The 21,278-nt window shown below is 70.7% G+C and carries 19 protein-coding genes; 4 read left to right on the top strand and 15 right to left on the bottom strand.

Annotated features, from left to right (window positions below; genetic code table 11):
- Positions 1-2: 2 nt before the first annotated feature.
- The 10 genes from FHR82_RS22880 to FHR82_RS22835 form a co-directional block, all read right to left on the bottom strand.
- Positions 3-809 carry a helix-turn-helix transcriptional regulator gene (locus FHR82_RS22880; RefSeq protein WP_311771229.1) on the bottom strand — a complete coding sequence of 269 codons (807 nt, stop codon included), beginning with the start codon at positions 807-809 and terminating at the stop codon, positions 3-5.
- 77 nt (positions 810-886) lie between these two features.
- A complete protein-coding gene (locus FHR82_RS22875; RefSeq protein ID WP_184812571.1) occupies positions 887-2,122 on the bottom strand; it encodes a PP2C family protein-serine/threonine phosphatase in 1,236 nt (411 codons plus the stop codon).
- Complete coding sequence (locus FHR82_RS22870) at positions 2,106-2,552, bottom strand: ATP-binding protein (RefSeq protein WP_184812570.1); 447 nt, start codon at positions 2,550-2,552, stop codon at positions 2,106-2,108. The genes FHR82_RS22875 and FHR82_RS22870 overlap by 17 nt, the downstream gene beginning before the upstream one ends.
- Complete coding sequence (locus FHR82_RS22865) at positions 2,549-2,872, bottom strand: anti-sigma factor antagonist (RefSeq protein ID WP_184812569.1); 324 nt, start codon at positions 2,870-2,872, stop codon at positions 2,549-2,551. The genes FHR82_RS22870 and FHR82_RS22865 overlap by 4 nt, the downstream gene beginning before the upstream one ends.
- Positions 2,873-2,874: 2 nt before the next feature.
- Positions 2,875-5,022 (bottom strand): glycogen debranching protein GlgX, encoded by a 2,148-nt coding sequence (gene glgX / locus FHR82_RS22860; protein ID WP_221464198.1) that lies wholly within the window; start codon positions 5,020-5,022, stop codon positions 2,875-2,877.
- On the bottom strand, positions 5,019-5,354 hold the full coding sequence (locus FHR82_RS22855; protein WP_184812568.1) for an STAS domain-containing protein: 336 nt from the start codon (positions 5,352-5,354) through the stop codon (positions 5,019-5,021). Before FHR82_RS22855 ends, glgX begins: the two co-directional genes overlap by 4 nt.
- Before the next feature lie 15 nt (positions 5,355-5,369).
- A complete protein-coding gene (locus FHR82_RS22850) occupies positions 5,370-7,226 on the bottom strand; it encodes an AGE family epimerase/isomerase (RefSeq protein WP_184812567.1) in 1,857 nt (618 codons plus the stop codon).
- Positions 7,223-7,855, bottom strand: coding sequence for a DJ-1/PfpI family protein (locus FHR82_RS22845; RefSeq protein ID WP_311771228.1), 633 nt, complete (start codon positions 7,853-7,855; stop codon positions 7,223-7,225). The genes FHR82_RS22850 and FHR82_RS22845 overlap by 4 nt, the downstream gene beginning before the upstream one ends.
- 100 nt (positions 7,856-7,955) lie before the next feature.
- Positions 7,956-9,548, bottom strand: a complete 1,593-nt coding sequence (locus tag FHR82_RS22840; RefSeq protein WP_184812565.1) for a thiamine pyrophosphate-binding protein — start codon at positions 9,546-9,548, stop codon at positions 7,956-7,958.
- 6 nt (positions 9,549-9,554) lie between these two features.
- Entirely contained in the window at positions 9,555-10,376 is an 822-nt protein-coding gene (locus FHR82_RS22835) for a type 1 glutamine amidotransferase domain-containing protein (RefSeq protein ID WP_184812564.1), read from the bottom strand.
- Positions 10,377-10,507: 131 nt separating this feature from the next.
- Here FHR82_RS22835 and FHR82_RS22830 point away from each other — a divergent pair, with 131 nt between their 5' ends.
- The 4 genes from FHR82_RS22830 to FHR82_RS22815 all read left to right on the top strand — a co-directional run bounded on the left by FHR82_RS22830 (position 10,508) and on the right by FHR82_RS22815 (position 14,564).
- Entirely contained in the window at positions 10,508-12,169 is a 1,662-nt protein-coding gene (locus FHR82_RS22830) for an NAD(P)/FAD-dependent oxidoreductase (protein WP_184812563.1), read from the top strand.
- A gap of 8 nt (positions 12,170-12,177) precedes the next feature.
- Positions 12,178-12,564, top strand: coding sequence for a DUF2255 family protein (locus FHR82_RS22825; protein ID WP_184812562.1), 387 nt, complete (start codon positions 12,178-12,180; stop codon positions 12,562-12,564).
- 105 nt (positions 12,565-12,669) lie between these two features.
- Complete coding sequence (locus tag FHR82_RS22820) at positions 12,670-13,791, top strand: hypothetical protein (RefSeq protein WP_184812561.1); 1,122 nt, start codon at positions 12,670-12,672, stop codon at positions 13,789-13,791.
- 113 nt (positions 13,792-13,904) lie between these two features.
- Complete coding sequence (locus tag FHR82_RS22815) at positions 13,905-14,564, top strand: HNH endonuclease family protein (protein ID WP_311771227.1); 660 nt, start codon at positions 13,905-13,907, stop codon at positions 14,562-14,564.
- On the opposite strand, the gene FHR82_RS22810 is transcribed toward FHR82_RS22815, so the two are convergent.
- From FHR82_RS22810 to FHR82_RS22790, 5 genes are read right to left on the bottom strand one after another with little or no spacing between them, the layout of a single operon-like run.
- On the bottom strand, positions 14,565-15,452 hold the full coding sequence (locus FHR82_RS22810) for a hydroxymethylglutaryl-CoA lyase (protein ID WP_311771226.1): 888 nt from the start codon (positions 15,450-15,452) through the stop codon (positions 14,565-14,567).
- Positions 15,449-16,069, bottom strand: coding sequence for an isochorismatase family protein (locus FHR82_RS22805; RefSeq protein ID WP_311771225.1), 621 nt, complete (start codon positions 16,067-16,069; stop codon positions 15,449-15,451). The genes FHR82_RS22810 and FHR82_RS22805 overlap by 4 nt, the downstream gene beginning before the upstream one ends.
- On the bottom strand, positions 16,066-17,940 hold the full coding sequence (locus FHR82_RS22800; RefSeq protein ID WP_184812558.1) for a hydantoinase B/oxoprolinase family protein: 1,875 nt from the start codon (positions 17,938-17,940) through the stop codon (positions 16,066-16,068). The genes FHR82_RS22805 and FHR82_RS22800 overlap by 4 nt, the downstream gene beginning before the upstream one ends.
- A gap of 1 nt (position 17,941) precedes the next feature.
- Positions 17,942-20,020 (bottom strand): hydantoinase/oxoprolinase family protein, encoded by a 2,079-nt coding sequence (locus FHR82_RS22795; RefSeq protein ID WP_184812557.1) that lies wholly within the window; start codon positions 20,018-20,020, stop codon positions 17,942-17,944.
- A 10-nt stretch (positions 20,021-20,030) separates the two neighbouring features.
- On the bottom strand, positions 20,031-21,230 hold the full coding sequence (locus FHR82_RS22790) for a CaiB/BaiF CoA transferase family protein (protein ID WP_184812556.1): 1,200 nt from the start codon (positions 21,228-21,230) through the stop codon (positions 20,031-20,033).
- Positions 21,231-21,278 lie beyond the last annotated feature (48 nt).

Raw genomic sequence — 21,278 nt, 5'->3', positions numbered from 1 at the left:
GATTACGCCATAACAGGGATATGTGGCACGACTACCACCGGAATGATCTCCACCGAGTTCATGGGAACGATCCGCATCACCTGGTGGCCGAGTATCTTGTGCCGGAACCGGCGAACTTTTGATCTGTGCTCCACCACGCGGAACTGGCCCCACCAGGAGCGGAACTCTGGACTGAGGTGGGCAAGCTCCGAGATCCGTTCCCGCAACACCGGGTCGGCGGCATGCTTGCCGCTCTCGGCGCGCCACCGGGCCACGATGTCCTTGGCGTCGTCCTCCCAGTCCACCAGCCGGATGCGGGCCACCGGTGAGACCAGCATCCACCGCAGGATGTTGCGCTCCTCGGGCGGGAGCGCACCCCAGTCGTCGTACCACTCGGTCGCGGCCTGGTTCCACGCCAGCAGATCGCAGTAGAGGTTCACGGCGTACACCGGATACGGGCTTTCCTCGAACAACGCGACGACCTGCTTGATCAGGTCGATGGCGGGGATTTCGCCGTCCAGCGGCGAGGTCTGGATGACACTGCCGTGCGCCAGGCTGTGCACGTAGCGGCGCTCGTCCTCGGTCAGCCGCAGCACCCTGGCCAGGCTGTCCAGCACCTCTCGTGACGGCTGGATGCCGCGGGCCTGCTCGAGGTAGGTGTACCAGGTCGGGCTGACGCCGGCCAGGACGGCGACCTCTTCGCGCCGCAGCCCCTGCGTGCGGCGCCGGGGTCCCGCGGGCAGCCCGACCTCGGATGGAGCGATGCGCTCCCTCCTGCTGCGCAGGAACCTGGCGAGTTCCCGCCTACCGCCGTCGGTCGACAAATGCACCCCAGATTGTCGAACACCGGCCTGCCCGCGAGGTCATTCCACCATGGTACGGGCGGCTACCGCTTCCGGCACCCGGGTCAGACCGCACTTCGGTGCAATGCGAGCATGGTGATGTCGTCGGACTGTTCCGCTCCTCCGACGTGCACCCGCAATGCCTTGTCGATGCCGGAAAGCACGGTCTCCGCGGATTTCACCGGGCCACTCAGCGCCGTGAGCAGCCGTTCCATGCCGAACAGTGTTCCACCGGTCGCGCGGGCCTCCACCACACCGTCGGTGTACAGCAGCAGCGTGTCGCCCCGCTCCAGGCTCGCGTGGCCGAGCGCGTAGGAGCTGTGCAGCATCATGCCGACGGCCGGGCCGGTCGGGGGGAGCAGCGTGTGGCTGCCGTCGGCACGCTGCAGCACGGCCGGGTTGTGCCCGCCGTTGATGTACAGCAGTGCGCCGGACGCGGGGTCGAGCACGCCGAAGATGAGCGTGGCGAAGTACCCCTGCCGCAGGTGGTTGCGGGTCAGGTAGCGGTTGGTCGCCACCACCGCCTGTACCAGCGGGCCCGCGCCCACCGACAGCATCGGCGACAGGGACGCGCCCGCCTCGGCCATGTTCATCGAGCCCGGTGCGGGCGGGAGGTCGTCGCCGGACCCGCTCGCCGTGCCGGTGTGCTCCGCGGTGTGCCGCAACAGGGTGCGGATCAGCGCCATGAACAGCGCGGCACCGACGCCCTTGTCACACACGTCGGCCACCACGAAACCCAGCCTGCGCCCGTCGACCAGCTCGAACCCGTCGTAGAAGTCGCCTGCCACCTGCCGCGCGGGGCGGAACCGGGACGCGACGTCCCAGCCATGCGGCGCGGGCAGCTTCTCCGGCAGGAAACCGGACTGGATCTCGTGCGCGATCGCGAGGTCCCGCTCGTAGGCGCGCAGGCTGGCCTCGGCCGCCATGTCCTCGACGGCGCCAGCCAGCTGACCGCGTTCCCAGCAGGAGCTCATCCTGCTGCGCAGCAGGCTCGGCAGGAACGGCGGCATGATGTAGTCGAAGCCGCCCCGCACGCACGCCTCGAGTGCGTCGAGGTCGTCCTGCGGGAACACGATGGTCGTCGGCGGAGCCGGCAGGTGCGCGAACCGGCGGGCGAGCATCGCGACCCGCTGCAGGCCGAGCGAGGCGGACACCAGCAACCCGTCCGGGCCGTCCGGCTCGTCCGAGGCCAGCACCTCGTCCTCGGTGGCCGTGCGCACGTCGAACCCGCCATCGGACAGTGCGGGCGCCAGTCCCGGCAGCTGTGTGGTCCCGGCCGCCTCGTCAGCCACGATAAGCACGCATGGCTTCCTCATCAGTTCCTCCCGAGCGCCGGATCTTGAGCAGGTTGCGGTTGCGGCCCTCGACGCGGGCGTGCTCCAGCCGGTCCACACTGGACAGTGCGAGGAACAGCCCGAAACCGCCGAGCGGGGGCCAGCCGGGATCCGCGGTCAGCCGGGGCACCACCTCGTAGGTGGTCGGGTCGAACCCGGGCGCGTCGTCCTCGATCCGCACCCACGCCCAGACCTCGTCGTACCCGGCGTCGATGTCGACCGTGCCGCCCCGGCCGCCGTACCCGTGCGTCACGATGTTGGTGGTGATCTCCTCGGTTGCCAGCCGCAGGCGGTAGGCCTGGCTGTGCGTCAGCCCCGTCGCACGTGCGAGCCGGTCCACGATGGCGGGGATCATGACACCGAGTTCGTCGATGCCACGGGCTCGCACGGCGATCATCGTTCCTCCACCGCCTCCTGCATCACGATGCTGCGGTCAAACCCGGTGAGCCGGATGGTCTCCGCCACCTCCGGCCGCACGCCGACGAGTACGATCTCCACGTCGCGCCCCATCTTCTGGTGCGCGAACACCAGCGAGCGCAGCCCGGCGGAGGACAGGTAGGTGAGATCCTCGGCGAGCAGCACCAGCCGCCGGGGGGTCCGGCCGGCCGCCGCGACGATCAGCTCGTTGAGCCGGTGCGCGGACCGCGAGTCCACCTCGCCGATCAGCCGGATGGTGGCGACACCGTTCTCCGCGTGCATCTTCCCCTGGAACTCCATGGTCAACTCCCTCCCGGCTCCCGCGCCACCAGCACGAGCACCGTCCTCGGTCCGATGTGGACCCGTTCCTGGTCGCCGAGCCGCGGCTCGGCGCCGGGCTCCGCCGCGTACGGCTCGCTGTGGGTGTCCGCGAACAGGTGCCACGCCAGGTGGGCGGGCAGGCCGGGCAGCTCGAGGTCGTGGCCCTCCCAGTGCGCGTTCGCGGCCACGTACACGGTGTCCGGCGCGCCCTCCGCGGCGCCGGTCGACTCGGCGTGGAACATGACCGCCAGCAGCCTGCCGTGCGCCGACCAGTCCGGGGTCCACGCGCGCACGCCGTGCCAGCTCACGTCCGGGAACAGCGCGCCGTGCGCGTGGCCGGAGGCGTGCCAGCGCCTGCGCAGCACCGGATGCGCGTGCCGGAACGCGATGGCGCGCCGGGTGAAGCGCAGCAGGTCGGCGTTCGCCGCGAGGCCGTGCCAGTCGAACCACGACAGCTCGCTGTCGTGGCAGTAGGCGTTGTTGTTGCCGTGCTGGGTGCGGGCGACCTCGTCCCCCGCGAGCAGCATCGGCACGCCGTGGCTCGTCAGCAGCAGCACCAGCGCGTTGCGCATCTGCCTGCGCCGCAGCGCCAGCACCCCGGGGTCGGCCGATGGGCCCTCGTGCCCGCAGTTCCACGAGTGGTTGGCGTTGTCGCCGTCCGCGCCGTGCTCGCCGTTGGCCTCGTTGTGCTTGTCGTTGTAGGCGACCAGGTCGTGCAGCGTGAACCCGTCGTGCGAGGTCACGAAGTTGACCGACGCCACCGGGCCGCGCCGCAGGTACATGTCTGGTGATCCGACGATCCGGTCGGCCATCTCGCTGACCGTGCCCGGCTCCCCCTTGAGGAACCGGCGGATCGCGTCCCGGTAGCGCCCGTTCCACTCCGACCACCGGCAGTAGTCCGGGAAGCTGCCCACCTGGTAGAGCCCGCCCGCGTCCCACGCCTCCGCGATCAGTTTGGTGTGCATGAGGATCGGGTCGGTCGCGAGCGTCTCCAGCAGCGGCGGGTTGGCGAGCGGGGAACCGTCGGAGTCGCGGCCGAGCACCGCGGCCAGGTCGAACCGGAACCCGTCGACGTGGTACTCGGACACCCAGTACCGCAGGCAGTCCAGCACGAAGCGGAGCACGACCGGGTGGTTGCAGTTCACGGTGTTGCCGGTGCCGCTGAAGTTGTAGTAGTGGCCGTCCTGGGTCAGCATGTAGTAGACCCGGTTGTCCAGTCCGCGGAAGGACAGTGTCGGCCCGCGCTCGTCGCCCTCCGCGGTGTGGTTGAACACCACGTCCAGGATGACCTCGATGCCCGCCGCGTGCAGTTGCTTGACGAGGTTCTTCAGCTCGTCGGTCTGGCGGCCGTAGCGGCTCGCCGCCGCGTAGGACGCCTTGGGCGCGAAGAACCCGACGGTGCTGTACCCCCAGTAGTTGTGCAGCCCGGACGGCCGGTTCTCGTTCTCGTCGAACTCCAGGACCGGCATCAGCTCGACGCAGTTGACACCCAGCTCGACCAGGTACGGGATGCGCTCGGCGAGCCCGGCGAACGTGCCGGGCCAGTGCACGCCGGACGACGGGTGGCGGGTGAAGCCGCGCACGTGCGCCTCGTAGATCACGAGGTCCTGCATGGGCAGGTTGAGCGGCCGGTCACCGGCCCAGTCGAAGTCGTCCGGCGCCACCCGCGCGCGGTAGCGGTACTTCCGGTCGTCCGGTTCGCCCCAGGTCTCGCGGCCGCCGAGCGCCGTCGCGTACGGGTCGGTCAGGATGTGGCTCGAGTCGTACCGGTCGCCCCGCTCCGGCTGCCACGGACCGTCGATGCGGTAGCCGTACTCGAAGTCGTCGGCGGACAGGCCGAACACCGTCATGGCGTAGACCGAACCGGTGCGGTAGCAGTCCGGGAACACCAGCTCCGCGAACGGTTCCTCCGCACCGCGCCGGAACAGCACGAGCGTCACGGCGGTCGCTCCCGTCGAGTACACGGAGAAGTTGATCCCGCCGGGCACCCGCGTCGCGCCGAACGGCAGCGGCCTGCCCGCCCGCACGTCGAGCCCGGCGATCCGGCCCGTCGGGCACGGGTCGCTGTCGGGGGACAGGGACTGCGCGGCCGCCGTCGCCGGCACGGTGTCCATCCACTGCACGCTCATCCGCTCAGTGCCTCCACACCGTCGTCGACCGAGTCCACGACCGTGAAGAAGTCGATGAACCCGGTTCCGGTCATCACCTCGGCCACGTCCGGGTTGAGCCGGGCGAGCGCCAGCGGCACCCCCAGTTGCCGCACCTGCCGGTAGACGAGTAACAGCACCCGCAACCCGGCGCTGGACATGTATGTCATGCCACCGAGGTCGAGCAGCGCGGCACCGTCCGACGGCACCAGCTCGCTGATCCGCTTGCGCGCCTCACCGGACGTGGCGCTGTCCAGCTCGCCCTCGAGCGCCAGCACGGTGACGCGGCCACGCATGTACTTCGCCAACTCCATGGCTCCTCCGACCGTTCAGTCCACAGGGGACAGATGAGCACGCACCGTGAGCGCGTGCCTGGTGTCGGGCAGTTTCACGGTCATCTCGTCCGCGTCGAAGGCGGAGTACGGCCGTCCGTCGACCTCGACCCACGACAGCCGCACCCTTCCCGGCGGCAGCGCGTCCGGCGCGGTGCGCAGTACCCGGTCGGCATCGGGCCTGGGGCGGAACCAGAGGGTGAGCGGCTCGCCGGTCAGGAGGAGCCGTTGGTACACGGTGGCGAGGAAGCACAGTTCGCTGCTGTGGTACATGCTCATCGAGTGGCTGCCCTTGAGCCGCTCGGTGCCGAGCAGGTACGGAGTGCCCGCGGCGAGCACGTTGAAGTACACGCCGCCCTCGTCGTGGTCGAGGAAGAAGCTGTTGTAGAACGAGGACGCCTCCCGCGCGTGCCGCCGGAAATCGGTGTCGCCGGTGTTGCCCGCCAGGATCAGGTAGGCGAGGATCGCCTGTTCCTGCTGCCACCAGGCCTTGCGGTCGTGCCACACCAGCCGGTGCTGGTCGCGGCCGTCGGCGAGCACCCGTTCCACGACGTCGTACCAGCCGCCGCGCTGCCGGTCGCTGCCCACGCCCGGCATGGTCCGGCCGAGCCGTTCGGCCAGTTCCACGTAGCGGGGGTCGGGCCGGATCGCGTTCATCCGCATCAGGTTCCAGGCGATCTTCAGGTTGTGCCCCACGACCGCCCGGTCCTGCTGCCAGCTCCACTCCTGGTCCGGGGTCCAGTCGTCGTGGAACCGTTCCTGCACGAACGGGCTGTCCTCGCGCGGGAAGTGCTCGGTGATCAGGTCGAACGTCTCAGCCAGCATGTCGGCGTGCCGCTCGTCCCCGGTCGCGAGGTAGAGGTTGATCAGGTACGCGGGCGCGTGGTCGCCGACCGAGTTCCAGTTCTTGCGCGACCGGTTGTGCCGCAGCGACTCCTGGTGCGGGGACAGCAGCACCGGGTCGACGTGCGAGTAGTACCCGCCGCGCTCCGGGTCGCGGAAGAAGCGGTGGAACAGCCGCATCGTCGCGTCGATGTCGCTCCTGATCCGCTGGTCGCCGGTGACCCGGAAGGTCTGGGTCTGCCCGACCAGCGCGTAGATCTGCTCGTAGGCCGGGATCGCCTCGTAGTCGTCGCCGAACTCGGACGTGAACAGCTTGCGCTCGGTGCCGCCGCGCACGTCGATGCCGTGGTACCAGTACACGACGTCCTCGTCGCGGTCCACGAACCGCATGTGGTCGCGCAGGTAGTCCACGCCGCGCTCGGCCACGTCGAGGAAGTCGTCGTCGCCGGTGAGCAGGTAGGCCGACGCCATCCCGTACACCAGGCGGGAGATCGTGTCCGTCTCCTGCACGAAGTGGTCGCTCTTGTCGCCGCCGAGGCGCAGCACGGTGCGGTAGTCGGCGAAGTCGACCGGCCGCTTGTCGCCGAACTGCGCCCGCCGGTAGAACCGCGCGATCTCCCCCAGCTGCCGCGCCCACCAGTGGGGGTCCTCGAAGTTGTAGTCCCCCGGCCTGCGGCCGAGGAAGATCAGCCGCTTCGCGTCGAACATCCCGTCGGGGTAGCGGACCCCGTAGGCGTACAGGTAGGCGCCCCGAGCCAGCAGTTCCGGCACCTGCGCGGTCGCGTCGACGTACGGCTCCCCCAGGTTCCGCAGGAACTCCGCGGAGGTGTTGTGCCCGATGACGATCCGCTGCGCCCGCCCGTCCGAGGTCCGCAGCTCGACCGAGGACCCGTCGGTCCCGGTGACGTAACCAGCGATCAGGTCGGAGACGGTGTACTCCGAGGCGCCGACGGGTGTGGTGTGGCCGTTGCGCGCGATCAGGTGCGCGGTGAGATCCGAGTGCACGGTCATGCCCTTCTCGCCATCCGGTCCACGACGGACCTCCGGGTGCTGCCCGCCCGCGCGGCGACGAGGTCGATGACCGTGCGGGCGAACAGGTGGCAGTGGTCGGCGCTGCGGGCGGTCACCAGGTCGCCGTCGACCACCACGTCCTGGTCGGTGTAGACCGCCCCCATGTTGCGCACGTCGCCGATCAGGTTGTTGTGGCAGGTGACCCGTCTGCCGCGGACCACCTCCGCGATCGGCGAGACCAGCCACATGCCGTGGCAGATGATCCCCTTGAGGACACCGGGATCCGCGAACGCCGCCCGCACGAACCGCACCGCGGGAGCCGGCTCGTCGACGTGTTCGGAGTAGCGCAGCCGGTCGGACACCATGCCGGACGGTACGATCAGTGCGTCCAAAGTCGACACGTCGATCGACTCGAGGTCACCGTCCACCGTGATCGGCAGCTGGTGCTCGTGCCCGGTGAACGTGATCGACGGCTGACCCCACAACCTCGTGATCAGCTGCGGCTGGACACCTTCCTCCGCGAACCGGCGGAGGTAGTACCACAGCTCCGGCTCGACGTAGTCCGTCTCCATCAACACGGCGACGCTGCGTCCTGCCAGCCGTCCGCCCTCGCGGAGGATGGTGTTCACGATTGTCCTTTCGAACGGAGCTCGCGGAGTGAGCATCGACCCAGACGGAGCTCGCGGAGTGAGCATCGACCCAGACGGAGCTCGCGGAGTGAGCATCGACTCAGGACGTGATCAGGTGAACCAGGAACGGGCCGTCGTGGTCGAGCATGTCGGCCACCGCCTGCTCGACGTCGGCCGCCTTCTCGACCTTGACGCCCCGCACGCCCATGCTCTCCGCCAGCGCCACGAAGCCGATCGGCGGTGTGGTCAGGTCGAACGAGCCAGGGTAGGCGTGCGGCTGGATGTCCCGTTCCCGCCAGTACTGCTCGATGTTGTTGTCCAGCAAGCGGTACCGGCCGTTGTCACAGATGACGAACTTGGCCGCGACGCCGTACCGCGCTGCCGTCCACAACGCCTGGACCGTGTACATGCTGCCGCCGTCACCGGTGAACCCGACCACCTCCGCGGCCGGCCGCGCGAGCTTGGTCCCGATGGCGCCCGGGATCCCGACGCCGAGGGAACCGCCCCGGGTGGCGAAGTAGCTCCCCGGTACCCGGGGCGGCAGGTGGCGCCGGAGGCCGGGGGACGCCGTCAGCGCCTCGTCGAACACCACCAGCTCACCGGTCACCCGGTCGGCGAGCGCCGCGGCGAACTGCTCGATCAGCGGGTCGCCCTGGTCGACCGGCGGCCTGCGCCAGCCGGTCCGCTCGCCCCGCCGGTCGGGCAGCCGGGCCGCGAGGCCGGCGAGGGTCATCCTCGGGTCGGCCACCAGTCCGAGGTCCACCGGGTGGTTCTTGCCGATCTCGTACTCGTCCAGGTCGATGTGCACGACCTTCGCGTCGCCGAACGGGTTGTCCAGCAAGGGGAACACGTCCGGGAACACGTACGTGCCGACGATCAGCACGGCGTCCGCGTCCGCGACCGCCTTGGCGGACACCTCGCCGAACATGTGACCGGTCTCCCCGCGGTACAACGGGTTCGTGGTGTCCATGTTCACCTCGGACGTGTCCACGCCCCACACGGGTGCGCCGAGCCGTTCAGCCACCTCGGTCAGCTCGTTCTGCGCCTCGGACACCGCGACCCCGTCACCGATGAGGATCACCGGGCGTTGCGCGCCGAGCAGCAGCTCGGCCGCGCGGTCCAGTTCGGAGTGCGGCGGGAGCGTCGCGCGGCTCGGGATGTTCGCCGGGATCGCGGGTTCCGTGGTCGGCGCGTCGAGCACGTCCATGGGCAGCTCGACGAACACCGGCCCGCGCGGTGGGGTCATGGCGATCTTCACCGCGCGGCGCAGCACCCGCAGCACCGAGGAGGGGTCGGTGACCCTGGTCGCGTACTTGGTCACCGGCCGCGCCATGGCGACGAGGTCGGCGGCCATCTGCGAGTCCATGGCGTCGTAGCGCACGCCGGAGCTGCCCGCGATCACCACGAGCGGCGAGTGGCCGCGCTTCGCCTGGTACAGCATGCCGATCCCGTTGCCGAGACCGACACCGGTGTGCAGCTGCACCAGTGCGGGCGCGGCCGCGGCCCGGCAGTACCCGTCCGCGATGCCGACCGCGACGGTCTCCTGCAACGCCAGCACGTAGTCGAACGCGGGCAGCTGGTCCACGATGTCCAGGAAGCCCTGCTCCACGGTGCCGGGGTTGCCGAACATGGTGGTCATGCCGTCCGCCGCGAACTGCTCGAAGATCGCGATCTTGCCGGGTCGCGCGTGCATGGCGGCCTACCAGCCGTACCGGCGCAGACCGGACTCGAGCACCTCGACGAGCTTGCTGCCGCCGAGGAAGGAGTCCGGAGTGGACCGTGCGGTGACGTACGGGTGGTCGACGATGACCGAGGTCTCCTTGCCGACGTTGCCGTGGTAGCGCCCGTCCGGGCCGGTCGCGTCGCGCAGGATGTACTCCAGCGGGTACGGCGGCGGGCCCATGTTGAAGTCGACGCCGAGGAACCCCGTGCCGTCCTTGTAGTCGTACTCCTTGCAGTGCCCGGTGACGTGTTTGCCCCAGATGATGCTCTTGCGGTCCTCCCAGTCGCGGGCGAACGCGAGGGCGGCGACGCCGTAGCACAGCGCGAGAATGGGCTTGTCCGCACGCACGAACGCGAGGACCAGCTCGTGCAGCCTGCCGTTGTTGGCGAGGTCGACGATGGGCCCGCTGCCGCCGACGACCACGAGCGCGTCGTACTGCTCGACGTCGGTGTCCAGGGTCGCGAGCTCGCGGTAGTAGGCCTCCATCCTGCGCAGCGGATCCTGCTCGCTCTGGTATGGCCGGTCGGGGATCCACTGTTCGAGGCTGATCGGATTGTCCAAACGGGACGACTCGTCGAGTTCCCGCGCCGCCACCGCGACCTCCGGTGTGGTGACCGAACGGCCGAGGGGCGGATCGATGTAGCCGGGGTCGAGGCTCGGCGGCAGCGCGTGCGCGCGCTTGCCGGTCGGCGTGGCGAACACGCTCTGGTAGCCGCGTTCGTCGAAAGCCACGAGCGGTCCGAGGAGTTCCTCGCCCCAGTAGCCGTATTCCGAGAGAATGATGAGTATCTTCGTCACGCCATCGAGTGAATCCGCATCTGTTGGGGCTAACAAGAACCGGGCCCCCTACTCCACGAAGTCCGCGCCGGCTTCCGGCCACTTCGTCAGGTTGTCGGGGAATTCCCTGGTACGCGGCGACACTGGTGCCCATGACCGTGTCCACGCCGCCGTCCACACCGCCGAGGCACCGCCCGGCTCTGCTCGCCGTCGACGACGACACGCACGTGCTGCGGGCCGTCCGCAGGGACCTGCTCAGCGCCTACGGCGACCGCTACCGGGTGCTGTGCACGACCTCGCCCGCCGACGGGCTGCGCATCCTCGACCAGCTCGCGGAACGCCGGGAGGAGCCCGCGCTCCTCCTCGTCGACCAGCGCATGCCGGAGATGACGGGCATCGAGTTCTTCGCCGAGTCGCTGAACCGGTTTCCGTCGGCACGGCGGGTGCTGCTGACCGGTTACGCGGACACGACGGCCGCGATCGACGCGATCAACCAGGTGAAGCTGCACCACTACCTGGTCAAGCCGTGGGAGCCGCCCGCGGAGCGGCTGTACCCGGTGCTGGACGACCAGCTGGCGGAGTGGCAGTCGACCTACGAGCCGCCGTACGAGGGCATCCGGGTGATCGGCCACCGGTTCTCCCCCGCGACGCACCAGCTCCGGGACCTCCTCACCCGCCTGTTGCAGCCGTTCCGCTTCGTCGACGTGGCGGCCGACGGCTCAGAACACGATGGCGAGGTGCCCGCGGTGGAGCTGCCGGACGGCAGGCGGCTGGTGCGGCCGACGCGGGCCGGCCTGATGGACGCGCTCGGCCTGCGTGGCGAGTTGTCCCGCCCGCACTACGACCTGGTCATCGTGGGCGGCGGGCCCACCGGGCTGGCCGCCGCGGTGTACGGCGCGTCGGAGGGCCTGTCGACGCTGCTGCTGGACGCGCACGTGCCCGGCGGCCAGGCAGGCATGTCCAGCCGGATCGAGAACTACCTCGGGTTCCCGGCCGGGGTGAGCGGTGCCGAGCTGACGCGGCGCGCGGTGGCGCAGGCCCGCCGGTTCGGCGCCGAACTACTCGCCCCGGTCGGTGCTGTGTCGTTGCGCAGGGCGGGCCGCGCGCACCTGATCGGCCTGTCCGACGGCCGCGAGATCGGCGCGGGCAGCGTGCTGCTGGCCACCGGCCTGTCCTACCACCGCCTCGCGATCGACGGCTGCGACCGCTTCGAGGGCGCGGGGATCTACTACGGGTCCACCAACTCCGAGGCCGCCCTGTGCGCGGGCCAGCACGTGGTGATCGTCGGTGGCGCGAACTCGGCCGGTCAGGCGGCGCTGCACTTCGCGAAGCACGCCGAGCGGGTGACGATGCTCGTGCGGGCGACGTCGCTGGCGAGCCGCATGTCGCGCTACCTGGTGGACGAGATCGACGGGACGGCGAACATCGAGGTACGCGTGACGACCGAGGTCGAGACCGTGGGCGGGTCGGCGCACCTGGAACGGATCACGTTGCGGGACAACGACTCCGGTGCCACCGACGAGATCGCGGCGGAGTCCATGTTCAGCTTCATCGGCGCCCGCCCGCGCACCGAGTGGCTCGCGGGCGCGGTGCGCAGGGACGCGGGCGGGTACCTGCTCACCGGACCCGCGCTGGCTGGCGGGCTCGACGAGAGCTGGGACCTGCCCCGCGCACCGATGCTGCTCGAGACGAGCGCGCCCGGGGTGTTCGCGGCGGGCGACGTCCGTGCCGACTCGGTGAAGCGCATCGCCTCCGCCGTGGGCGAGGGAGCACTTGCCGTGACGCAGATCCACCAGTACGCGGCGGGTGTTTGACTCACACCATGAGCACCACGTGGACCCCCGACGAACTCCGCCGCATCGGCGACGCGGCCGAGCTGCGGATCGCGTCCTGCCGGCCGGACGGCACCCTGCGCCCGTACGTCACCATCTGGACCGCCACCACCGGCGACGCCGTCTACGTGCGGTCCGGCCACGGCGCGGACAACCCGTGGTTCCGCCGGGCCGTCGCCGCGGGCCGCGGGCGCATCCAGGCGGGTGGCGTCGAACGCGACGTCGAGTTCGACCGCCAGGCTCCGGACGCTCCGGCACACGCCGACATCGACGCGGTCTACCACGCCAAATACGACCACCACGGCGCGGCGGTCGTCGGCACGGTCACCGGTGAGCACGCCACGCACGTCACGCTGCGGCTGCACCCTCGGGACTGACCGCGGCGAGAAGCGTGTGTGAACAGTGCCGTCCCCTCTGGTCATCGCGGCCCGTCACAGCCAAGATTGGTGAGAAACCGTCGATAAGAGGCGAGGACTGGTGACATGTCCACACACCTGACCCGGCGCACGCTGCTCGCCGGGGCGTCCGCCGCCGGGCTGGCGCTCGCGCTGCCCGGCACCGCCACCGCGCAACAGCTCGGCTACGCCGCGTTCCGCGTGGTGCGGGTGCGGCCGGGCGAGCCCTCGGCGCCGGAGATCACGCTGCCCGCCGGGTACGAGATCGTGCCAGGGGCGAAGTACTCCGTGGCCAGCCGTGCCGAGTACTACACGTTCGTCCGCGGGCCGGTGGCCGACGGCATCGACGTCCGCGTCACGTGGCCCGGGGTGCCGGTGCGGGCCGTGGTCCACCAGGAGTCGCGGCTGGACCTGCGCCGCGACCGCGACGGCGTCGGGTTCACGCTGCCGGTGACCCTGCCCACCGCCGACGCGAACCAGCCGACGCTGCAGGTGTGGAGCTTCCCGGACGTGTCACCTGGCATGAACTTCCGCATCGAGCACAACGACCCGGACCGGGTGGCCGGGCCGTGGACGACGGTGGCGTGGCCGGCCGGTCAGGTGCGGTCGGTCGTGCACCAGCTCATCGCGGCGCACGTGATCTGGCAGGACTCCGGCATGATCGCCCGCGCCGCCGCCAAGGGGCACCGGTTCGTGCTCATGGGGTTCGAGACCAACAACACGCTGCACGCCGACAACCCGCCGCACTGGCACATCTCCTACAACTCGGGCGCGGACTTCAGCGCGAAGACCCACAACCCGCACTTCTGGCTCGACGCGCAAGGCCGCACGTTCTACAACGGCATGGACGTCACCGGGCTCGGCAGGCTGAAGCACTACGTCGGCGACCCCGCACCCGTCTACGACTTCGTCGGCGACGCCAACGGCGGCCGGGGCGACCTGGTCGTCACCTTCACGATCCGCGCGGACGGCGGCCTGGACATCGCACCGGCGGACGGTCCCGGGTACGCCATCGCGGCAGGCCGGGACGGCACCCTCCTGGAGGAGGTGACCGTGTTGCGCGCCGGCCTGCCGTGGCTGCGGGTGACCACCCGGGATCTGGTGAGAACCGGTGTGCTGGTGGTCGGCGTGGACGGTCTCGCGGACCGGCCCGAATCCCGCCACCGCGTCCTCCGCTACGACCCGCTGACCGGCGTGCTCCGCCGGTGAGCACTCGTGCGGAAGGAGCAGACCGCTCCGCCGGTTGACCGAAGGCGGCGCCGCTCGTCACCACGGCACCCGGGTCCTGCGGCAGGATCATGGGTGAAACCGTTGGAGGCACAGTGAAAGCTCGCCTGCTCGCCTGCGTCGCGTCCGTGGCACTGCTGACCGGCTGCGAACAACTGCAGCAGGCGCTGCCCGAGTCCGCCGCGCCCGCACCGCCACCCGCACCGGCGGGCCCGGCGACCGAACTGCTGGCGCAGCTGCAGATCCAGCCGGAGGACACGGGTGCCCACTACGACCGCGACGACTGGATGACCGGCTGGGCCACCAACGGCGAGTGCACGACACGGGAAACCGTGCTGCGGCAACAGGGCCAGGGCGTCACGGTGGACCGGTACTGCAGGCCGACCGCGGGCACGTGGCACAGCGGCTACGACGGCGTCACCACCAGCGACCCGGAGGACCTGGAGATCGACCACGTGGTCCCCCTGGCCGAGGCCGCGCGTTCGGGCCCGGTGGTGGACGGCCGTCGTCAACGCCCCGGCGACTGGCCCCCCGCACAACGCGAGGGTTACGCGAACGACGTCGAGGGCCTGGTCGCGGTGACGGGGTCGAGCAACCAGTCGAAGTCCGACGGCGACCCGGCGAGGTGGCTGCCCAGCCAGGAACCGTGCCTCTACGTGACGGCCTGGGTCACGGTGAAGAAGAAGTACAACCTGTCGGTGGACCAGGCAGAACACGACGCGATCGCGTCGGTGCTGGCGAGCTGCCCGAAGTAGTCAGCCGGAAGGGAAACCGCCCGCCCGCAGCAACGCGCTCGGCAGCCGCGTGCCAAGGCGTTCCTCCAGCCACTCCGCCGCCGTGATCGTCTCCGCCAGGTCCAGGCCCGTCGACTGACCACTCCGCCCGAACAGGTACACGAGGTCCTCCGTCGCCACGTTGCCGGTGGCGGCGGGAGCGAACGGGCAACCGCCGGCACCACCGATGCTCGCGTCCAGTGTGGACACCCCGGCCGCCACCGCGGCGACCGCGTTCGCGACTCCGGTGTGCCGGGTGTCGTGCAGGTGCAGCCGCAGCGGCAGGTCGGTCAGCGAGCGGGCCAGCGCCAGCCGGGCCGTGACGTCCGCCGGTACCGCGACACCGATCGTGTCCGCCAGCGCCAGCTCGTCCGGGGCCGCGTCGACCACCCGGCCGAGCACCTCCCGCAGCCGGTCGAGAGACACCTCGCCCTCGAACGGGCAGCCGAACGAGGCACCGACCGTGACCGTGGTGAACACTCCCGCCGACCGGGCCTCCGACACGAGAGAAGCCGCCAGAACACAAGCCTCTTCCGTTGTCATGCCCTGGTTCCGCCCGCAGAAGGTGTCAGTGGCGACGACCACGACGTCGACCTCGTCCACTCCGGCCGCCAGCGCACGGTCCAGCCCACGGCCGTTCATCACCAGCCCCGCGTACGACACCCCCTCATACCGCGGGAGCGCGGCCATCAACTCGTCCGCATCCGCCATCTGGGGCACCCGGCGAGGGTTGACGAAGCTCGTCACCTCGATCCGCCTGGCACCCGCACGGACCGCCCGCGACACCAGCTCGACCTTGTCCGATGTGGACAGCACGGCGTCCTCGTTCTGCAGCCCGTCCCGCGGCGACATCTCGACGATCTCGATCACCGCCACGCCCCCAGGTACGCCACGGCCTCCGCCTCGCTGACCACCTCGGCGTACTTGGCCTGCAGGTCGTACAGGTTAGACGACTGGGTCTCCGCGGTCCGGTCACCCACCGCGTCGCGCACCACCAGCGGCACGAACCCGTGCTGGATGGCGTCCACCGCGCTCGCGCGGATGCACCCGCTCGTGCTCACACCGACCAGGACCACCGTGTCGATGCCCTGTGCCAGCAACGTGGACGCCAGGGTGGTGCCGAAGAACGCGCTGGCGTACTGCTTGACCAGCACCAGCTCACCGCCGACCGGCGCGACCGGGGGCATCAGCTCACCGAGCGGGCCGCCGCCGTCGAACAGGTGGCGCAGCGCGGGGACCTTGCGGACGAACACGCCGCCGTCGACCCCGTCCGGCCCGTACGCGACCCTCGTGTGCAGCACCGGCACCCCGTGTTCCCGCGCCGCGCCGAGCACCCGCGCCGCCGCGGCCAGGCAGTCGCCGGACGGCAGGCACAGCGGGCTGTCCGCGTCGAAGTAGGCCCGCATCAGGTCGATCGAGACCACCGCGGGACGACGGCCGGGGGTGAGCCTGCCGTCGAACCCCGCGTCGATGCCCCGGTCCGTCACGGCATCACGACCGGCGGTTTCGGTGCGGGCAGACCGGTTTCCTCGAGCGCACGTTCGAGGATCGTCCCGATGTCCGGGCCGCGGTTGAAGATGGGCAGCGGGTCGGGCCGGTCCGCACGCGACTCGGCACGCAACGCGTCCGTGGCGGCCTCGTCGACCACGCCGCGCTCGTCGCACACCACGCCGTAGCGGCGCGCGCCGTCGGCGGTCACCAGGCCGCGACGGACCTCCAGCGCCACCAGTGCGGGGTCACGTACCAGCGGATCACCCCAGCCACCGCCACCCCACGTCACGAAGTGCAGCAGGTCGCCCGGCCGCACGGGCACGTCGTGCACTTTGCTGCCGAGGACCTCGGTGGTGCCGTCGGCGCGTTCGAGCCACTTGCGGCCACGCGCGCCGGGGTCGCCGCCGTTGACACCCCACGGGTAGGTCAGCCACCGGTCGTCGTGGATGGCGATGGTGCCCGGTTCCAGGAACCGGTAGGCGACGTCGACGCCGTTGCCGCCGCGGTGCGCGCCGGCACCGCCGGTGTCGGCGACGGTCTCCCAGCGTTCGATCCGCAGCGGGTAGTAGGACTCCAGGTACTCACAGGGGATGTTCACGAAGGACGGCCACAGCGAGTGCCCGTCGGGACCGTCGCCGAGCGGGCGGCCGGGGATGCCGCCGAAACCGATCGAGTAAAGCTGGAACCACTCGCCCTTCCGCTCCCCCTGGCTGTACGTGCCGGAGTACATGAAGTGCGGCGACGACGAGAAGCCCGCCGCGTTGAGCAGGTCCGGGTTGGTCTGCCCGAGCAGGCCGCCGAACAGGTCGAACACGCGGCCGATCCCGTGGTTGCGGGCGTTGAGCGCGGCGGGGAACTTCGGCTTCCAGAACGAGTCCTCCGGGATCTTCACGTCCACCAGCGGGTAGAAGCCGTCGTTCCACAGGATCTGCGGGTCCGCGACGGTGATCATGTAGATCCCGAAGAACATGCGGATCAGGTTCTCGTTGATGAAGTAGTTGATCGGGCCCTGCGCCTGCGGGCTGCTGCCGGACAGGTCGAGCAGCACCTTCTCGCCCGTGCGGGTCAGGCTCATCTTCAGCTCGTACGGGCCGTAGCCGAGGCCGTCGTCGCAGATGTAGTCGGTGAACGAGAGCGTCTCGCCGTCCTTGAACACCGCCTGCAGCAACACTTTCATCGCCCGGTGGTTGCGGTCCAGCAGGGCGTCGAGCCCGGAGTGGTAGGTGTCCACCCCGAACCGGGTGCACATCTCCTGGACGCGGCGGGCCGCGGTGCGGCAGGCGGCGACGATGCCGTTGAGGTCGGCGCGGTTCCAGTCCGGCTTGCGGACCTGGTTGAGGATGATCCGCAGCGCGTCGTCGTCGAGGACGCCCTTCTTGTACAGCCTGAAGGGCGGGATGACCACGCCCTCCTCGTAGATCGTGCGCGCGTCGGTCGGCATGGACGCCGGTGACTTGCCGCCCACGTCGGACATGTGGCCGAACATCGCCGCCCAGCCCACGATCCGGCCCTCGAAGAAGATCGGCAGGACCACGAGCCAGTCGTTGGCGTGGCTGATCGCGGCGCCGCACGAGTAGGGGTCGGACGTCAGGAGGACGTCACCCTCCTCGATGTCGGCGTGGAAGTTCGCCAGGAAGTCCGGGATGGACAGTCCGAACTGGCCGACGACCATCTTGCCGTCGCGGTTGGCGATCAGCGGGAACTCGTCGTGCTGCTCGCGGATCCCCGGCGACAGCGCGGTCCGGAACAGCACCTCGTCCATCTCGTGCCGGGCGTTGCGCAGCCCGTTCTCGATGAGGTCGAGGGTCACCACGTCGACGTCGACGGCGCGCAGTGGCTCGGTCGCGGTCTCGATGAGGCGGGCCATGTCAGTTCTCCTCGCCGGGGTGGTCGACAGGGTTGATCAGCAGGCAGCCGCTCGGGTGGACGGTGGCCGCGTGCCAGGGCAGCACGAGCGTGGTGGAGTCCATCTCGGTGACGATCGCGGGTCCGGTCACGACGTTCCCGGCGCGCAGCAGTGCCCGGTCGTAGACACCGGCCTCGGCCTCGGCGCCGTCGACCCAGATGGCGGTGGCGCCCGACCGCGCGTGGCTCGCGTCCGGGCCGCCGCCGGTCAGCCGGGCGGCCGAGACCTGCGGCCGGGGCCCGTGTGCGGTGGCGCGGACGGTCACCAGTTCGTGCTCGGCGTCCAGCACGAACGAGAACAGCCGTTGGTGTTCGGCGTCGAACGCGGCGCGCAGGGCAGCCAGACCCGTTGTGCCGTCGCCGAAGCTGTCGGCGTCGAGCGGCACGGGGATCTCGAAGCCCTGCCCGTGGTAGCGCAGGTCGGCGGCGTAGACCACCCGCTGGTCCTCGACCGCGACGCCCTGCTCGGACAGGGTGGCCCTCGCCTTGTCGGCCAGTTCGGTCAGCAGGTCCCGCACGCTCGCGTCGGTCAGCTCACCGAACCGGCGGACCAGGGTGCGCACGGCCTCGTCGCGCAGGTTGGTCGTCGCGTCGCCGTAGGCGCACAGCACACCCGGCGACGGCGGGATGATCACCGGCCAGGAACCCGTCAGCCGCCCGAGTGCGTTGGCGTGCAGGGGACCCGCGCCCCCGAAGGCGACGAGCGCGAAGTCGCGCGGGTCGAAGCCCTGCTGGACCGACACCAGCCGCAGCGCGCCGAACATGTTCTCGTTGACGATGTCGACGATGCCCGCGGCGGCGGCCTCCACCGAGTCGAGCCCGGTGGCGTCGGCGATCGACTTCACCGCGGCACGCGCGGCCGCCCGGTCGAGCGTGATCTCACCGCCTGCCAGGTCGGTGGGCAGGTGGCCGAGCACGACGTTCGCGTCGGTGACCGTCGGCGCGGTACCGCCCGCGGCGTAGGCGGCCGGGCCGGGCGCGGCGCCCGCGGACTGCGGCCCGACCCGCAGCGCCTGGGTCAGCGGCGGCACGTGCGCGATCGACCCGCCACCCGCGCCGACGGTCCGCACGTCGACCGAGGTGGCGCGCACGGTGAGGTCACCGACGACGGTCTCGCGGCCGACGCGGGGCGTCAGGCCCTGCACGAGGGCCACGTCGGTGGAGGTGCCGCCCATGTCGAACGTGAGGAAGTCCGGGTACCCGGCCTGTTCCGCCACCCAGGTCGCGCCGGTCACGCCACCGGCCGGGCCGGACAGCAGCAGGTTCACCGGGTTGTCCGCGGCGACGTCGGCGGAGACCAGGCCGCCGTCGCTGCGCAGGATGCACAGCCTGCCGTCCACACCGGACTCCCGCAGCTGCCCGGCCAGGTTGGCCACGTACCGGGCGACCTGTGGCTGCACGGCGGCGTTGGCCACGGTCGTGACGGTCCGCTCGTACTCGCGCAGCTCCGGCAGCACCGAGGAGGACAGCGACACCGGCACGTCCGGCAGCACCTCGGCGGCCAGCTCGCCGACCCGGCGCTCGTGGTCGGGGTTGGCGTAGGAGTTGATGAGGGACACGCTCAGCGCCTCGATGCCCGCGCCCTTCAGCATCGCGAGCTTGGCGCGCACGTCGGTCTCGTCCAGGTCGGTCACGACCGAGCCGTCGGCGGCGATCCGGCCGCGGACCTCGACGGTGTCCTCGAGTGCCGCGAGGGGTTCCGGTTTCGGCCAGATGATCCAGCCCGCGAGCCCGCCGGGCACGAAGGACCTGGCGATCTGCAGCACCTGCCGGAAGCCCTCGGTGGTCACCAGCCCGACGCGCGCGCCCTTGCCCTCGAGGATCGCGTTGGTGGCGACCGTGGTGCCGTGGAAGACCTCCGCGATGTCCGACATGGACACCCCGGCCTCGGCGCACGCGCGTTCGATGCCGCGCAACACCCCGACGGACTGGTCGTCGGGGGTGGACGAGGTCTTCGCCCGGTACGTGTCACCGGTCGCCTCGTCGATCAGCAGGATGTCGGTGAACGTCCCTCCGACGTCCACACCGAGCCGGTAGGTCATGGTCTCCTCCTCAGATGACCCCGGCCTCGCGCAACGACGCCACCTCGTCGTCGGGCAGGCCGAGCAGGCCGCGGTAGATCTCGTCGTTGTGCTCCCCCAGCGCCGGGCCGACGTGCCGGACGCGGCCGGGGCTGGCCGACAGCTTCGGCACCACGTTGTGCATGGCGAACTCGCCGAAGTCGGGGTGTGCGAGGCGCACGATCGCGTCGCGCGCCGCGAAGTGCGGGTCGGCGAGCATGTCGCGCGCCGTGTAGATGCGCCCGGCGGGCACACCGTGCTCGTTGAGCAGCTCCAGGAGCGCGTCGGCCTCGTGGGTCGCGCTCCATGCCGCGATCAGGTCGTCCAGTTCTGCCATGGCGGCGCCGCGCGCGCCGTGCGTGGCGTACCGCTCGTCGGCGGCGAGCTCGGGGCGGCCCATGGCCTCGGCCAGCCTGCGGAACACGGTGTCCTGGTTGGCCGCGATCAGCACCAGCTCGCCGTCGGCGGCCGGGTAGACGTTGCTGGGCGCCACGTTCGGCAGCGTGGTGCCGGTGCGTTCGCGCTGGTAGCCGGCGATCTGGTACTCGGGGATCAGCGACTCCATCAGCGCGAGCACCGCCTCGTAGATGGCCGAGTCCACGACCTGGCCCCGGCCGGTGCGGCCACGCTGGTGCAGCGCGACGAGCGTGCCGAGGCACGCGAAGGTCGCGGCCAGTGAGTCGCCGAGCGAAACGCCGGTACGGGCGGGTGAGCGGTCGGGGTCGCCGGTGACGTACCGGATCCCGCCCATCGCCTCGCCGATGGACCCGAAGCCGGCCCGCGCCGAGTACGGGCCGGACTGTCCGAAACCGCTCACGCGGGTGACGACCAGGCGCGGGTTGATCTCCCACAGCCGCTCCGGCGACAGCCCCCAGCGTTCGAGGGTGCCGGGCCGGAAGTTCTCGATCAGCACGTCGGCGCGGGCGATCAGCTCCCGCACGAGGTCCTGGCCCCGCTCGGTGCGCAGGTCGGCGGTGACGGACTTCTTGTTGCGCGCCACGACCGGCCACCACAGCGACTTGCCGTACGGCCGCTCGCGCCCCCACTGCCGCATCGGGTCGCCGTGCTTCGGGTCCTCGACCTTGATCACCTCGGCGCCGAAGTCCCCGAGGAGCTGCCCGCAGAACGGTCCCGCGAGGAGCTGCCCGAGCTCCACCACCCGCACGTCGTCCAGCGGCAACGGGTTACGCATAGCCCACCAATCCGAAGTTGCATACAACGATTGCCCAAAGTGATCCAC

Source organism: Actinophytocola algeriensis (assembly GCF_014203735.1).
GTDB classification, from domain to species: Bacteria; Actinomycetota; Actinomycetes; order Mycobacteriales; family Pseudonocardiaceae; genus Actinophytocola; species Actinophytocola algeriensis.
This window is presented reverse-complemented; position numbering and strand designations above follow the sequence as displayed.

What these genes read in the sequence shown, in the direction of transcription:
- FHR82_RS22870 (WP_184812570.1), bottom strand. Translation starts at nt 2,552, where the DNA reads ATGATCGCCGTGCGAGCCCGTGGCATCGACGAACTCGGTGTCATGATC.
- FHR82_RS22865 (WP_184812569.1), bottom strand. Translation starts at nt 2,872, where the DNA reads ATGGAGTTCCAGGGGAAGATGCACGCGGAGAACGGTGTCGCCACCATC.
- glgX (WP_221464198.1), bottom strand. Translation starts at nt 5,022, where the DNA reads ATGAGCGTGCAGTGGATGGACACCGTGCCGGCGACGGCGGCCGCGCAG.
- FHR82_RS22855 (WP_184812568.1), bottom strand. Translation starts at nt 5,354, where the DNA reads ATGGAGTTGGCGAAGTACATGCGTGGCCGCGTCACCGTGCTGGCGCTC.
- FHR82_RS22850 (WP_184812567.1), bottom strand. Translation starts at nt 7,226, where the DNA reads ATGACCGTGCACTCGGATCTCACCGCGCACCTGATCGCGCGCAACGGC.
- FHR82_RS22840 (WP_184812565.1), bottom strand. Translation starts at nt 9,548, where the DNA reads ATGCACGCGCGACCCGGCAAGATCGCGATCTTCGAGCAGTTCGCGGCG.
- FHR82_RS22830 (WP_184812563.1), top strand. Translation starts at nt 10,508, where the DNA reads ATGACCGTGTCCACGCCGCCGTCCACACCGCCGAGGCACCGCCCGGCT.
- FHR82_RS22825 (WP_184812562.1), top strand. Translation starts at nt 12,178, where the DNA reads ATGAGCACCACGTGGACCCCCGACGAACTCCGCCGCATCGGCGACGCG.
- FHR82_RS22820 (WP_184812561.1), top strand. Translation starts at nt 12,670, where the DNA reads ATGTCCACACACCTGACCCGGCGCACGCTGCTCGCCGGGGCGTCCGCC.
- FHR82_RS22800 (WP_184812558.1), bottom strand. Translation starts at nt 17,940, where the DNA reads ATGGCCCGCCTCATCGAGACCGCGACCGAGCCACTGCGCGCCGTCGAC.
- FHR82_RS22795 (WP_184812557.1), bottom strand. Translation starts at nt 20,020, where the DNA reads ATGACCTACCGGCTCGGTGTGGACGTCGGAGGGACGTTCACCGACATC.
- FHR82_RS22790 (WP_184812556.1), bottom strand. Translation starts at nt 21,230, where the DNA reads ATGCGTAACCCGTTGCCGCTGGACGACGTGCGGGTGGTGGAGCTCGGG.